Genomic DNA, 14,339 nt, shown 5'->3' with positions numbered 1-14,339 from the left:
CTCACTTGACAGCGCCGGCGGTGAGGCCGGCGACGAAGTAGCGCTGTAGGGCAAGGAACCCGACGACGGCCGGGATGCTGACCACCAGCGAGGCGGCCATGATCTGGTTCCAGTAGACGTTGAACTGGGTGGAGTAGCCCTGCAGGCCGACGGCCAGGGTGCGGCTGCCCTCGTCGGTCATCACTGACGCGAAGAGCACCTCACCCCAGGCGGTCATGAACGCGTACACGGTGACCGCGACGACGCCGGGCACCGCGGCCGGCAGGATGACCTGGAACAGGGTGCGCAGCGGACCGGCGCCGTCGACCTGCGCCGCCTCGTCCAGACCCCTGGGGATCGAGTCGAAGTAGCCGACCAGCATCCAGATCGAGAACGGCAGCGAGAAGGTCAGGTACGTGATGACCAGGCCGGTGCGGCTGGCGTACAGCTCGATGCCTGTGGCGTTGCCCAGGTTGACGTAGATGAGGAACAGCGGCAGCAGGAACAGGATGCCGGGGAACATCTGCGTGGACAGCACCGTCACCGAGAAGAGGCTCCGGCCGCGGAACCGGTACCGGCTGACCGCGAACGCGGCGAAGATGGCCACCGCCACCGAGCAGATCGCCGCGATGCTGGACACCACCAGGCTGTTCACCAGGTACCGGGCCAGCGGCACTGTGCTCCACATGTCGATGAACGGTTGCAGGGTGGGCCGGCTGGGCCACCAGGTGAAGCCGTTCTGCACGTCCTGCAACGGCTTCGCCGCCGAGGTGACCATGACGTAGAGCGGGATGACGACGAAGAGGGTGAGCAGGGTCAGCACGATGCGCCGGCCCCAGCGCTCACCGGCGGTCTCACGCATGGTCGTCCCTCCGACGGTTGGTGATCAGCAGGTACACGGCCGAGACGACCAGCAGGAACAGCAGAAGCGCCACCGACATCGCCGACCCGGAGCCGAAGTCCCAGGTCTTGAAGGAGCTGCGGTAGATGTGGATGGAGATCAGGTCGGCCTGCTCCGGCGCGGAGCCGCCGAACAGCACGAACGGGGTGTTGAAGTCGTTGAACGTCCACAGGAAGAGGACCAGCAGCAGCACCAGGTTGACCGGTCGCAGCATCGGCAGGGTGACCGAGCGCAGCCGGCGCCAGAACCCGGCGCCGTCGATGGCGGCGGCCTCGTACAGCTCGCCGGGCACGTTCTGCAACCCGGCCATCAGGCACAGGAACGCGAACGGCCAGTTACGCCAGACCGACACCACCAGCAGCGACCAGAAGCTGTTGTCGCCGATCAACCAGAACGGCCGTTCGTTCATCAGCCCGAGCTGGTCCACGAGCACGTGGTTGACCAGGCCGGTGTCGCGTTGCAGCAGGAAGCTCCAGGTGATCACGGCGGCGTAGACCGGCAGCGCGTACGGGGTGAGGAACAGCGCCCGCAGGATCGCGCGTCCACGGAAGGGCCGTTGCAGGACGACCGCCGCCGAGATGCCGAGCAGCCAGGCGAACCCGACCGAGAGCAGGCTGTAGGCCAGGGTGATCCAGAACGAGTGCAGCAGTTCCTTGCCGGCGGCGCTGTTCAGGTCGAGCGTCGCCCGGTAGTTCTCCAGCCCGATGAAGGGCGCGGTGGACCAGTCACGGATGTGGAACTGGGTCAGCTCCAGCAGGCTCATCCAGACCCCGACGACCATCGGGATCACGTGGATGGCGAGTTCCAGCACGACGGCCGGTGCGAGCAGCAGGTACGGCAGGAGCGAGCGGCGGGGGCCGCGGGGCCGGCGGGCCGGCCGCCGGGCCGGCGACCCGGCCCGGGGTTCGCGTCGGTCGGCGTCCGGCGCGGTGGTGCTGGTTGCCATCGGGGTCCTCTCGGAGTCGGTGGCCGTGGCCGGGCTCAGCGCCCGACCACGGCCACCGGTGACGCCTGGGTCAGCGCATCTTCTGCTGCGCGTCGGTCAGCTTGGCCTTCACCGACTCCTCGGTGACCGGCTTGCCGCTGGCCGCGTCGGCGAACAGCTCCTTCATCGCGGTGCCGACCAGGGTCTCGAAGGTGCTCTCATCGGGAACCTGCGGCAGCGGGGCCGCGGTCGTGACAAGGGTCTCCTGGATGGTCTTCTGCTCGGTGGCGCTGAACGCCGGGTCGGAGGCCGCGGTCTTCACCGCCGGCAGCGAGCCGTACGTCTTGTTGAGGATCGTCTGCTCCTCGTCGCTGGTCATGAACTTGACGAAGCTCAGCGCGCCGTCCTTGTTCTTGGTGTGCTTGAAGACCGCCATGTTGATCCCGGCGACCATGCTGTTGACCTTCTTGCCTCCGGCCGGCGGGCTGGCCAGGAACGGCACCGGGGCCACCCCGTACGCGTCGGCGGGCATGTTCTGCGTCTTCAGGTTCGACCCGGCGGACTGCCACAGCAGCATGGCGGCCTTGCCGTTGGCGAAGTCGGAGACCGACTGGTTCTGCGCGTACTCGGCGTTGCTCGGATTGGTGATCTTGTCGGCGGCCATGAAGTCGATGTACCGCTTGATCGCCGAGACGTTCTGCGGGGTGTCGAAGGTCGGCTTGCCTGCCGAGTCGAACCACTCGCCGCCGTACTGCTGGCTGAAGGTGAAGGCGTGGTGGGCGTTCTCCGACGGGTTGGCCCCCTCGATCGCCAGGCCCCACTTGCCGCCGGTGCTCAGCTTCTTGCCGTACTCGGCGAGCTGCTCCCAGGTGGTCGGCGGCGCGGTGATGCCGGCGTCGGCGAACGACTTCTTGTTGTAGTACAGGCTGTACGCCATGCTGTAGAGCGGCACGGCGGCCGGCGGCTTGCCGGGGGCGCCGGCGGCGGCGAGCGCGGCGGGCACGATCCGGTCCTTGCCGCCGACGGCCTGCAGGGCGGCGTCGTCGAACTCGACAAGCGCGCCGGTGGCCTGCAACGACGCCGACCAGGTGTTGCCGATGTTGACCACGTCCGGGCCCTTGCCGGAGGCGGCGGCGGCCAGCAGGCGGTTGAGCAGATCCGACCAGGGGACCACCTCGACGGTGACCTTGATTCCGGTCTGCTTCTCGAACTTGTCCAACTCCGGCTGGAGGGTGGTCTTGTCGGCCTCCAGGCTGGCGCCCTGGTTGCTGGCCCAGTAGGTGAGCGTCTTGGGCGATGCGGCGGAGTCGTCGCCGGAGCCTCCGCAGGCGGTCAGCGAGGCGGCCGCCAGTACGGCGGCGGTGAATATCCCGAGGTGTCGTCTCGACACGGTTCAGCCCTTCCGGTGCGTGGTGGGGGTCCGCCGACCTTCGTCACCGATAGGGGTCGGGCGACGGGGGCCGGCTGCGGACAGGGTTCGGGGGTGCGCCGTCGGGGTCCGTCGGCGTTTCCCGGGAGTTACATCACGGCTTAAATTATGTCGTCATTAAAGTTGCTGGCCGGTGGGTCGTCAAGCACGAGGCGGTTACAGTCGCCTCGAACGGCCGACGGGAACGAGGTGACGAGTGGAGCTGGCGCGTGCCACCAACCGCAGCGTGCGGTTGCGCAACCGGTCCGCCCTGCTGACCAAGCTCTTCCTGGACGGTCCGCTCACCCGGCAGGACCTGGTGCGCAGCACCGGGCTGAGTCAGCCCGCTGTCAGCAACGTGGTGGCCGACATGATCGACGAAGGGCTGGTCGCCGAGGTCGGCGCCGCCGAGTCCGACGGCGGCCGGCCCAGCATGCTGCTGCGGATCGCGCCCCGCTTCGCGTTCCTGATCGGCGTGGACGTCGGCGAGACCCGGGTCCGGGTGGAGCTGTTCGACTTCGCGATGACCCTGTTGGCCAGCGTCGAGTACCCGCTCGACCCGGCCCGCACCGAGCCCGACCTGGTGGCCGGGCACGTGCTGGCCGGCATCGAGGCGGTCACCGGCCAGGCCGGGGTGGCCCCCGGCGACGTGCTCGGCGTCGGCATCGGTGTCTCCGGCGTGGTCGAGCAGGGCGCCGAGGCCGTCGTGCACGCCCAGGCCCTCGGCTGGGACCGGGTGCCGCTGGAGCGTCTGATCGGCGCTGGCACCGACCTGCCGTTGCACATCGACAACGGCGCGAAGACCCTCGGCCAGGCCGAAATGTGGTTCGGCGCCGGCCGAGGCGCCCGGCACGCCGTCTTCGCGCTTGTCGGCTCCGGGGTGGGCGCGTCGGTGGTGACAAACGGCGCCACCTACCGGGGCGCGTCCAGCAGCGCGGGGGAGTGGGGGCACACGACCCTGGTGTACGGCGGGCGGGTCTGCCGGTGTGGCGCGCGCGGTTGCCTGGAGGCGTACGTGGGGGCGGAGGCGATCATCGATCGCTACCGGGAGGCGCGTCGGGGTCGACCGGTGCCGGGTGAGGACGAGGAGTCCCAGATCGGCGCGCTGGTCGCCGCCGCCGAGACCTCGGCCACCGCCCGGCGGGTGCTGGAGGACACCGCCGGCTACCTCGGTGCCGGGGTGGCCAACCTGATCAACCTGTTCAACCCGGAGCGCGTGGTGCTCGGCGGCTGGGCGGCGATGGCCCTCGGCGGCCTGCTGCCGGCCGTGCGGGAGGCCGCCGGCCGGCAGGCGCTGCGCCAGCCGTACGAGCAGGCGTCGATCGAGCTGTGCCGGCTCGGGGTGGACGCGGTGGCGCTGGGCGCGGCAACCCTCCCGATCGCCCGCTTCCTCACCGAGGGTGGCGTCCGCCGCTGAGCGGGGACGACTGCTGCGCCGTCGGCAAATTACCCAAAAAGAATTCTCGGGATAAATAACGAAGTTATAGATCGATGTCTTGACGCCGTCGCAATCTCGCCGCAACACTCCTACGAGAGCGCTCTCCGACCCGCGACGCCGCATCGGCGGCACCACCCACGGCGCCACGGGGCGAGCCGATCCCACCCACGCGGCACCCCCTCGTAGCCCCCTATCGACAGGCGATGTCATGACATCTCGTGCAACATCCGTACGCCCGCGTCCTCGACGCGTCGTCCGGCACCTGCTGGTCGGGCTCACCGTGGCCCTGGTCGCGGCGCTCACCCCGACCGGTGCCACTGCGCCCGCGCAGGCCGCACCCACCCTGCTGTCCCAGGGCCGCCCCGCCACCGCCTCGTCCAGCGAGAACGCCGGCACCCCGGCCTCCGCGGCAGTCGACGGCAACACCGGCACCCGCTGGGCCAGCGCGTTCAGTGACCCGCAGTGGCTCCAGGTCGACCTGGGCGCTCGGGCCACCATCAGCCAGGTGAACCTGCTCTGGGAGGGCGCCTACGGCCGGGCCTTCCAGCTCCAGACCTCCGACGACGGTGCCACCTGGACGACGATCTACTCGACCACCACCGGCAACGGCGGCACCCAGAACCTCACGGTCACCGGCGCCGGCCGCTACGTACGGATGAACGGCACCGCCCGGGGCACCGGCTACGGCTACTCGCTCTGGGAGTTCCAGGTGTACGGCGAGACCGGCGGCAGCACGCCGACCTGCGGCAGCACCAACGTCGCGCAGGGCAGCCCGGCGACCGCCTCGTCCAGCCAGGACGCCGGCCTCGCGGCGTCCGCGGCGGTCGACGGCAACACGGGCACCCGCTGGGCCAGCACCGCCAGCGACCCGCAGTGGCTGCGCGTCGACCTCGGCAGCACCCGCACCATCTGCCGGGTGGTGCTCACCTGGGAGGCCGCGTACGCCCGGGCCTTCCAGCTCCAGACCTCGGCCGACGGTGCCACCTGGACGACGATCTACTCCACCACCACCGCCACCGGCGGCACGCAGTCCCTCACCGTCACCGGCAGCGGGCGTTACCTGCGGATGTACGGCACCGCCCGGGGCACCGCCTACGGCTACTCGCTGTGGGAGCTGGCGGTGAACACGACCGGCGGCACCAGTGAACCCCCGGTCGGCACGACCGACCCGTACAACCCCAACCTCGGGCCGAACACGTTCGTCTTCGACCCGAGCACGCCGACGTCGACCATCCAGAGTCGACTGAACACCCTCTTCACCCAGCAGGAGACCAACCAGTTCGGCCCGCAGCGCTACGCGGTGCTGTTCAAGCCCGGCAACTACACCGCCGACGTCAACCTCGGCTTCTTCACCCAGGTCGCCGGCCTCGGCATGAGCCCCGACGACGTCAACCTCAACGGCCACGTGCGTGCCGAGGCGTTCTGGTTCGGCGGCAACGCCACCCAGAACTTCTGGCGCGCCGCCGAGAACCTGTCGGTCACCCTGCCCGCCGGGCAGACAGTGGAGCGCTGGGCGGTGTCCCAGGCTGCGCCGTACCGACGGATGCACCTGCGCGGCGCGCAGAACCAGATCCAACTCTGGAACGGCGGCGACGGCTGGTCCAGCGGTGGCCTGATGGCCGACACCCGCATCGACGGCCTGGTCGTCTCCGGCTCGCAGCAGCAGTGGTACTCCCGCAACAGCGAGTTCGGCAACGGCTGGACCGGCTCGGTGTGGAACATGGTCTTCCAGGGCGTCAACGGCGCTCCCGCGCCGAGCTTCCCCAACCCGTCGCACACCGTCATCCCGCAGACCCCACAGATACGGGAGAAGCCGTTCCTCTACGTCGACGGCACCGGTGAGTACCGGGTCTTCGTGCCCGCGCTGCGCACCAACTCGACAGGCACCAGCTGGTACAACAAGACCCCGGCCGGCTCGTCCATCTCGCTGTCGCAGTTCTTCGTGGTCCAGCCCGGCACCAGCGCCGCCACCATCAACGCGGCCCTCGCCCAGGGGCGGCACCTGCTCTTCACCCCGGGCGTGCACCACGTCACCGAGCCGATCCAGGTCAACCGGGCCGACACCGTCGTCCTCGGTCTCGGCCTGGCCACCATCCAGGCCGACAACGGCGCGGTGGGCATGCGGGTGGCCGATGTGGACGGTGTGAAGGTGGCCGGCATCATGTTCGAGGCCGGCACGACGAACTCGCCGGTGCTGATGGAGGTCGGGCCGTCCGGCTCGTCCGCGAGCCACGCCAGCAACCCGACCTCGCTGCACGATGTGTTCTTCCGCATCGGCGGGCCCCACGTCGGCAAGGCCACCAACACGTTGACCGTCAACAGCGACAACGTGATCGGCGACCACATGTGGCTGTGGCGGGCCGACCACGCGGCCAGCGGCGTACCGACCGGGTGGACGCTGAACACCGCCGACACCGGGCTCACTGTCAACGGCGACAACGTCACCATGTACGGCCTCTTCGTCGAGCACTACCAGAAGTACCAGACCATCTGGAACGGCAACGGCGGGCGGACGTACTTCTACCAGAACGAACTGCCCTACGACCCGCCCAACCAGGCGGCCTGGATGAACGGGTCGACCCGGGGCTACGCCGCGTACAAGGTGGCCGATTCGGTGACCAGCCACCAAGCGTTCGGGCTGGGCAGCTACAGCTACTTCAACGTCAACCCCGCCGTCGTGGAGGAGCGGGCCTTCGAGGTGCCCACCAACCCGAACGTGCGCTTCACGAACATGGTCACCGTCTCGCTCGGAGGCGTCGGCACCATCAACCGGGTGATCAACAACGCCGGTGGCACCGCGAACGCGGCCAACCAGCAGGTGTATCTGACCACCTATCCCTGACCGGGGCGCCCGCGCCGGCCCGGTCCTCTGTGACCGGGTCGGCCGGGTAGCACCCAGGGCCGTGGCCGGCCCGGTCCCGCCGAGACCGGGCCGGCGCGGTCGTGCCGCTCAGCCGGCCAGCACCTCGGCCGCCGCCCGTTCACCGGCGAGCACCGCGCCCTCCAGGTAGCCACTCCAGCGGGTGGCCGTCTCGGTGCCCGCCCAGTACACCCGCCCCACCGGCGTCCGCAGGTGCGGGCCGTACGTCCGCCACGTGCCCGGGGTGAACGCACCGGAGAAACAGCCCCGGGTCCACTCGTCGGCCGACCAGTCGTACTCGACGAGATCCACCGGGCCCTCGGCGCGCGGCCCGACCACGCTGGCGAACGCCTCCAGCAGGCATCGTCGACGCCGCGCGGCGGACATGCCGCGCAGCGTGGCGGCGTCGGTGGAGTAGCTGAACCCGGTCAGCACCCCGGTCGGTGAGGTGGGGGTGGAGTTGTCGACCGTCTCGGTGAGCGGACCGACGCTGGTGGTGGCCACCCCGGAGCGCCCGTCGGCACGCCAGAACGGCTCCGGGTAGACGGCGTGCACCTTCAGCGCCGAACCCATCGGCATGCGCTGGGTGAGCCCGTCGCGCAACGGGGGCAGCGGCGGGTCGTACCGGATCCGGCCGGCCAGTGCCGGGGCCAGCGCGACCACCACGGCATCGCCGTCGACGCGCCCGGTGTCGGTCCACGCCGTCGCGCCGGCGGCTGTCTGTTCGATGGCCCGCACCGGCGCGGCCAGCGTCAGCGCGCCCGGCGGCAGGGCGGTGGCCATCCGTTCGGCCAGCGCCGGCGGCCCGCCCACGATCCGGTCCTGCTGCGCGCCGCCGGCCATCCCCAGCAACGGCCCGGTCCCGCCAGCGCTGCGCAGGTAGAACAGCAGGTGCAACAGGGACAGCTCGTCCGCGCCGGTGGCCAGCAGCCCTCCGGCGAGCACCCGCCCCAGGTAGTCGGCGGTGTCGTCGTCCCCGGCCGTGGCGGCGAGCCACCCGCCGAGGGTCGTCCGGTCCCACAGTGCGGCCTCCTGCGTCGCCCAGGGTGCGGCCGGGTCCAGTCGTGCGGCGTACTCGTCGAGCAGCCCGAGCACCCGGCCCACCTGTGCGGGCGGCTCGGCCCGGGGCGCACCGGCCCAGAGCACTGTGGGCGCGCCGACCGATGCCGAGGCGAAGGTGGCCAACCCGTGCTCGGCGACCAACGCGTACATCCGGTCCTGGGTCGGGCCGATCCACTGCGCGCCCAGGTCGAGTTGCGTGAGCTCGGGCAGCCATCGGGTCAGCACGCGACCGCCCACCCGGTCGCGGGCCTCCAGCACTCGCACCTGGGCGCCGGCACGGGTGAGCGCCAGCGCGGCGGCGAGCCCGGAGAAGCCGGCGCCGACCACGACCACCCGCAAGCCGTCGGTCACGGCGCGCTGCTTACCCGCCACCGCCCGGCACATTACTCCCGGTGCTGATCGGACGGCTGATCACGTCACGGCAGCGCAGGGTCGACCCCTGCCCCGCGTCCTTTGCTCTGCTTCAACCCACGCGACACTCGGTCGCCTTTATCGTCGCGTCCGTTGAAGCAGAGCAAAGGACGCGGCAGAGCAAAGGGGGCGCCCGATAGTGCGGGCGGAGCCGCCCTTGAGATTTCTAGCAGCGGCCTGTCGATCTGAGCCGCGGCCGATCGTGTGGAGGATGAGAGGTCGGCGACGGGCCGGCCGCCTGCGAGGAGGAACGATGACGCTCTACCTGCTCAGCATCCACCAGCCGCAGGGTGAGCTGCCGCCGGAGCCGGAGTTCCTGGCCGGGGTGATGCGTCAGCTCGGCGAGCTGCGCGCCGAGTTGGCGTCCACCGACTCGTGGGTCTTCGGTCAGGGACTGCACGGCCCGGAGACCGCCACCGTGCTGCGCGCCCGCGACGGCGACGTCCTGGTCACCGACGGCCCGTTCGTAGAAGGCAAGGAGTACCTGGGCGGCATCACCATCATCGACGTGCCGGACCTGGACGCCGCGCTGGACTGGGGCCGCCGCTATGCGTTGGCGACCACCCTGCCGATCGAGGTGCGCCCCTTCCAGGGCGGGGCCGGCGACTGACCGTGCCCGACGTGGAGGCGGTGTTCCGCGCGGAGTACGGCCGCGCGGTAGCCGTCCTGGTTCGCCTCCTCGGCGACATCGACCTCGCCGAGGAGGCCGTCCAGGAAGCCTTCGCCGTCGCGGTGGAGCGGTGGCCGATCAGCGGCCCGCCGCCCAGCCCGGCCGGTTGGATCATCACCACCGCCCGGAACCGGGCGATCGACCGGCTGCGCCGCGAGGCGTCCCGGACCGAGCGGCAGGCCCAGGCGGCCCTGCTGCTCGCCGCCGACGAACCCGTCGAGGAGGGACCCGTGCGCGACGACCAGCTACGGCTGATCTTCACCTGCTGTCATCCGGCGCTCGCCCCGAGCGTTCGGGTCGCTCTCACCCTGCGGCTGCTCGGCGGACTGAGCACCGCCGAGATCGCTCGGGCCTTCCTGGTGCCGGAGCCGACGATGGCGCAGCGGCTGGTCCGCGCCAAGTCGAAGATCCGCAACGCGCGCATCCCGTACCGGGTGCCGCGCGAGGCCGACCTGCCCGACCGGCTGCACGCGGTTCTCGCGGTGCTCTACCTGATCTTCAACGAGGGGTACTCGGCCAGCGCCGGTCCGCACCTGATCCGCGTCGAGCTGTGCGTCGAGGCGATCCGGTTGACCAGGCTGCTGGTGGAGCTGATGCCGGACGAGCCGGAGGCGCTCGGCCTGCTCGCTCTGATGCTGCTCACCGAGTCCCGTCGTGCGGCGCGGACCACCACCGAGGGTGAGTTGGTGGCGCTGCCGAGCCAGGACCGGGCCCGGTGGGACGCCGAGCTGATCACCGAGGGGCAGGCGTTGGTTCGTCGCTGCCTGCGCCGCGACCGACCCGGGCCGTACCAGATCCAGGCCGCGATCGCCGCCGTGCACAGCGCCGCGCGCCGCGCCGCCGACACCGACTGGGGCCAGATCCTTCAGCTGTACGACCAACTGACCGTGGTCGCACCCAGCCCGGTGGTCGCGCTGAACCGGGCGGTAGCGCTCGCCGAGGTGGCCGGACCGGCGGTGGCGCTGACCGAGGTGGATCGGCTCGACCTGGACGGCTTCCACGTGTACCACGTGGTCCGCGCCGACCTGCTGGCCCGGCTCGGCCGGGGCGGGGAGGCCGTCGAGGCGTACCGGACGGCCGTCGCCCTGACGGACAACGCGGCCGAACGGGCCTTCCTCACCGCACGCGCGACGGCCCTGGCGACGCCCTGAGGGCGGTTTGCCGCAGGGGCGGCCGGGAACCCGAGGCACCGCCGCAGCAGGGAATGGGGAGGGGCCATGGCGTACCGACCGACAGCCGTCGACACCGTGCCCGACCTGTCCACCCTCACGCTCGGCGTGGAGGAGGAGTACCTGCTGCTCGACCCGGACAGCGGCCGGAACCTGCCGGTCGCCGACCAGGTGCTCGCCGCGCTGCGCGGCCCCGCCCGGGACCAGAGCCGCCAGGAGTTCCGGCACAGCATGGTGGAGATGGTCACCCCGGTCTGCGCCGACCTCGCCGACCTGCGCGCGCACCTTGTGTCGCTGCGCCGCTCCGCCGCCGAGGCCGCCACGGCGGCCGGGGCCCGGCTGGTGGCGGTCGGCGCCACCCCGGTGGCCGAGCCGCACCGGACGGTCCCCGACGAGCCGCGCTACCACGCGATGTCGCGCCGGTACGGGCCGGTGGCGCACGACCCGGCGGTCTGCGGTTGCCACGTGCACGTCGGGCTGCCCGACCGGGAACTGGCCGTGCAGGTCTGCAACCACCTGCGGGTGTGGCTGCCGGTGGTGCAGGCGATCACCACCAACTCGCCGCTGCACGACGGGTACGACACCGGGCACGCCAGCTGGCGCTCGATGCAGTTGGAACGCTGGCCCAGCATCGGTCCGACGCCGTACTTCGACTCCGCCGCCGACTACGACCGCACTGTCGACGAGCTGATCGCCGCCGGCATCATGCTCGACGCGGCGATGGTCTACTGGTACGCCCGGCCGTCGTCGACCTACCCGACGGTGGAGGTGCGGGTCGGTGACGTCTGCACCGAAGTGGACGACGCGGTGCTGGTCGCCGCGCTGGTCCGCTCCCTCGTGGCCACCCTCGCCGACGACGTACGCGCCGGGGTGAGCGCCCCGCACGTCCGGGACTGCCTTGTCGCCGCGGCGCACTGGCGGGCCGCCCACGACGGTCTCGACGGCGAGCTGATCGACCTGCGTGCCGGCGGCGCCCGCCCCGCGTGGGCACTCGTCGACGAGCTGATGGCGGTGATCGCCCCGGCCCTGCTGCGCCACGGCGACCTCGGGTACGTGTTGGCGCAGCTCGCCCGGCTGCGTCGCGACGGCACCGGAGCCACCCGGCAGCGGCGGGTGCTGGAGCGCGCCGGGGACCTGCACGTGGTCCTCGACGACCTGGTCGCCCGCACCGCCGCCGGCTGACACGCGCCGGGCCGGCGGCTCAACGGATGTCGTGGGTCTGGAGCCACAGCTCCAGCAGGCCGAGCTGCCACAGCTTGTTGCTGCCGGCCGCGGCCTCGGCCCGGTCGGGCTCGGCGAGCAGATGTGCCACGTACTCCGGACGGAACAGCCCCCGCTCGCGCGCGGCCGGCGCCTGCAACGCCTCGGCCACCAGCTCGCGCACCGGGCCGTCCACGTTGCGCAGCGCCGGCACCGGGAAGTAGCCCTTGGGCCTGTCGATCACCTCGGTGGGCAGCACCTCCCGGGCGACGTCCTTGAGCACGCCCTTGCCGCCCTGGCTGACCTTGTGCTCCGGCGGGCAGTGCGCGGCAAGGGTGACCAGGTCCTGGTCGAGGAAGGGCGTACGCACCTCCAGACCCCACGCCATGCTCATGCTGTCCACCCGCTTGACCGGGTCGTCGGGGAGCATCAGGTGGGTGTCCAGGCGCAGCACGGCGTCCAGCGCGGTCTGCGCCCCGGGCGCGGCGAGGTGCCCGGTGAGCAGGTCCCGGCTGGCGTCGTGCTCCAGCGCGTACGCCGGGCCGACGATGCGGCGCAGCTCGTCGTGGCCGCGGTCGAAGAACGCGGCGGCGAACGTCTCGGCGGCGCCGTGCCGGGGCGCCTCGACCAGTGGCTGGTGGTAGCCGTAGCCGGCGAACACCTCGTCGGCGCCCTGACCCGACTGGGCCACCTTCACGTGTTGCGCCACCTGCTCGGAGAGCAGGTGGAAGGCGACCACGTCGTGGCTGCCCATCGGCTCGGTCATCGCCAGCACGGCCCGTCGGACGGCGGGCACCAGGTCGTCGTCGGCCAGTCGGATCCGATGGTGGTCGGTGTCGTACGCGCGGGCCACCAGATCGGAGTAGTGGAACTCGTCGCCGGACTCGCCGTCGCGGCTGTCGAAGCCGATGCTGAACGTACGCAGGTGTTGCTGGCCGGCCTCGGCGAGCAGAGCCACGATGAGGCTGGAGTCCAGCCCTCCGGAGAGCAGCACCCCCACCGGCACGTCGGCGACCAGCCGTCGGCGTACCGCCGCGCGCAGCGCGTCGCCGATCGCGGCCCGCCAGTCGGCGGCGTCCATCCCCGCGTCGACGGGCTCCCGCACGTAGTCGGGTCGCCAGTAGACCTCCTCGCGGCTGCTCCCGTCCGCCTCGATCACCCGCAGGGTGGCCGGCGGCAGCTTGCGCACGCCACGCAGTACCGTCCGCGGCGCGGGCACGATAGAGTGCCAGGAGAGGTAGTGGTGCAGCGCCACCGGGTCGATGCCGGTGTCGACGTCCCCGGCCCGCAGCAGCGCGGGCAGGGTCGAGGCGAACCGCAGCCGTCCCGGTGTCTCGGCGAGGTAGAGCGGTTTGATGCCGAGCCGGTCGCGGGCCAGGATCAGCCGCCGCCGCACCCGGTCAACCAGCCCGATCGCGAACATGCCGACCAGGTGGTCGACGAAACGTTCACCCCAGTGGGCGTACGCCACCAGGATCACCTCGGTGTCGCTGGTGGAGTGGAAGGCGTACCCGGCCCGGCGCAACTCCTCGCGCAGCTCCGGGTAGTTGTAGATGCAGCCGTTGAAGACCAGGGCCAGGCCCAGGTCGTCGCGGACCATCGGCTGCCCACCCGCGTCGGACAGGTCGATGATGGTCAGCCGGCGGTGCCCCAGGGTCACCCAATCGTCGGCGAACAGGCCCTCGTCGTCCGGGCCGCGTGAGCGCATCGCCTCGGTCATCCGGGTGACCGCCGCCGCGTCGGGCGAGCGGCCGTCGAACCGCGCCTCCCCGCTGATCCCGCACATCAGCCGGGCCTCCCGTCACCTCGCCCCGACCGGTGTCGGCCGGTCCCGCCGACCGGACGGGGCCGCTGGCTACCCGTGGGCGGGGGGAGCAAACCCGTCAGCCGCGCAGGGTGCGCAGGATGCGGGCCAGCTCGGCGCGGTCGGTGTCGTTGAGGTGGCCGAAGAAGCGGTCGGCCTCGGCCCGGCGCGCGGCCCGGATGGCGGTGCTGACCCGGTCGCCCTCCTCGGTGAGCGCGACCAGCGTCGCCCGACGGTCGGCCGGGTCGGGTCGGCGTTCGACCAGCCCTCGGGTCTGGAGGTCGTCGACGACCTCCGTCGCCGAGCGGGGCGCGATGCGCAGGTGCTCGGCGAGGGTGCCGGGGCGTACCTCACCGTGCCGGGCCAGCACGCCGAGGGCCCGGGACTGGCTGGGGGTGACGTCCCAGGGCGCCAGTGAGTCGCGGCTCTGCCGGCGTAGACGGGACGCCACGGCCCAGAACGTCTCCGCCAGGCTCTCGTCGTCGGCGCTCTCGACGGTGTGCTCGGTCACC

The 14,339-nt window shown here is 71.6% G+C and carries 11 protein-coding genes; 5 read left to right on the top strand and 6 right to left on the bottom strand.

Features of this window, described 5'->3' with window-relative positions:
• Nucleotide 1 precedes the first annotated feature (1 nt).
• From AB0C19_RS22380 to AB0C19_RS22370, 3 genes are all read right to left on the bottom strand, one after another.
• Nucleotides 2-841: a carbohydrate ABC transporter permease gene (locus AB0C19_RS22380; protein ID WP_357188252.1), complete on the bottom strand. Its 840-nt coding sequence runs from the start codon at nucleotides 839-841 to the stop codon at nucleotides 2-4.
• Nucleotides 834-1,826, bottom strand: a complete 993-nt coding sequence (locus AB0C19_RS22375) for a sugar ABC transporter permease (protein WP_357188250.1) — start codon at nucleotides 1,824-1,826, stop codon at nucleotides 834-836. The genes AB0C19_RS22380 and AB0C19_RS22375 overlap by 8 nt, the downstream gene beginning before the upstream one ends.
• Before the next feature lie 70 nt (nucleotides 1,827-1,896).
• Nucleotides 1,897-3,195, bottom strand: a complete 1,299-nt coding sequence (locus AB0C19_RS22370) for a sugar ABC transporter substrate-binding protein (protein WP_112673017.1) — start codon at nucleotides 3,193-3,195, stop codon at nucleotides 1,897-1,899.
• 235 nt (nucleotides 3,196-3,430) lie between these two features.
• Between AB0C19_RS22370 and AB0C19_RS22365 the strand changes: the two genes are divergently transcribed.
• Together AB0C19_RS22365 and AB0C19_RS22360 are read left to right on the top strand one after the other, a co-directional pair.
• Nucleotides 3,431-4,630: an ROK family transcriptional regulator gene (locus AB0C19_RS22365; RefSeq protein WP_357188248.1), complete on the top strand. Its 1,200-nt coding sequence runs from the start codon at nucleotides 3,431-3,433 to the stop codon at nucleotides 4,628-4,630.
• Between the two features lie 229 nt (nucleotides 4,631-4,859).
• Nucleotides 4,860-7,493, top strand: coding sequence for a discoidin domain-containing protein (locus AB0C19_RS22360; RefSeq protein ID WP_357188246.1), 2,634 nt, complete (start codon nucleotides 4,860-4,862; stop codon nucleotides 7,491-7,493).
• A gap of 108 nt (nucleotides 7,494-7,601) precedes the next feature.
• Here the strand turns inward: AB0C19_RS22360 and AB0C19_RS22355 are convergent, their stop codons facing one another.
• A complete protein-coding gene (locus AB0C19_RS22355; protein ID WP_357188244.1) occupies nucleotides 7,602-8,924 on the bottom strand; it encodes an FAD-dependent oxidoreductase in 1,323 nt (440 codons plus the stop codon).
• A gap of 313 nt (nucleotides 8,925-9,237) precedes the next feature.
• Between AB0C19_RS22355 and AB0C19_RS22350 the strand changes: the two genes are divergently transcribed.
• The 3 genes from AB0C19_RS22350 (at nucleotide 9,238) to AB0C19_RS22340 (ending at nucleotide 12,005) form a co-directional block, all read left to right on the top strand.
• Nucleotides 9,238-9,594 carry a YciI family protein gene (locus tag AB0C19_RS22350; protein ID WP_357188242.1) on the top strand — a complete coding sequence of 119 codons (357 nt, stop codon included), beginning with the start codon at nucleotides 9,238-9,240 and terminating at the stop codon, nucleotides 9,592-9,594.
• 2 nt (nucleotides 9,595-9,596) lie between these two features.
• Nucleotides 9,597-10,805 (top strand): RNA polymerase sigma factor, encoded by a 1,209-nt coding sequence (locus AB0C19_RS22345; RefSeq protein ID WP_357188240.1) that lies wholly within the window; start codon nucleotides 9,597-9,599, stop codon nucleotides 10,803-10,805.
• Nucleotides 10,806-10,871: 66 nt separating this feature from the next.
• Nucleotides 10,872-12,005 (top strand): glutamate--cysteine ligase, encoded by a 1,134-nt coding sequence (locus AB0C19_RS22340; RefSeq protein WP_357188238.1) that lies wholly within the window; start codon nucleotides 10,872-10,874, stop codon nucleotides 12,003-12,005.
• Between the two features lie 19 nt (nucleotides 12,006-12,024).
• Here the strand turns inward: AB0C19_RS22340 and AB0C19_RS22335 are convergent, their stop codons facing one another.
• Nucleotides 12,025-13,809 carry an N-acetylglutaminylglutamine amidotransferase gene (locus tag AB0C19_RS22335; protein ID WP_357188236.1) on the bottom strand — a complete coding sequence of 595 codons (1,785 nt, stop codon included), beginning with the start codon at nucleotides 13,807-13,809 and terminating at the stop codon, nucleotides 12,025-12,027.
• Nucleotides 13,810-13,906: 97 nt separating this feature from the next.
• Nucleotides 13,907-14,338 carry a MarR family winged helix-turn-helix transcriptional regulator gene (locus AB0C19_RS22330; RefSeq protein WP_112590140.1) on the bottom strand — a complete coding sequence of 144 codons (432 nt, stop codon included), beginning with the start codon at nucleotides 14,336-14,338 and terminating at the stop codon, nucleotides 13,907-13,909.
• Between the last annotated feature and the right edge of the window lies 1 nt (nucleotide 14,339).

It is taken from the genome of Micromonospora sp. NPDC048842, assembly GCF_040649935.1.
Lineage (GTDB): Bacteria > Actinomycetota > Actinomycetes > Mycobacteriales > Micromonosporaceae > Micromonospora > Micromonospora hortensis.
This window is presented reverse-complemented; position numbering and strand designations above follow the sequence as displayed.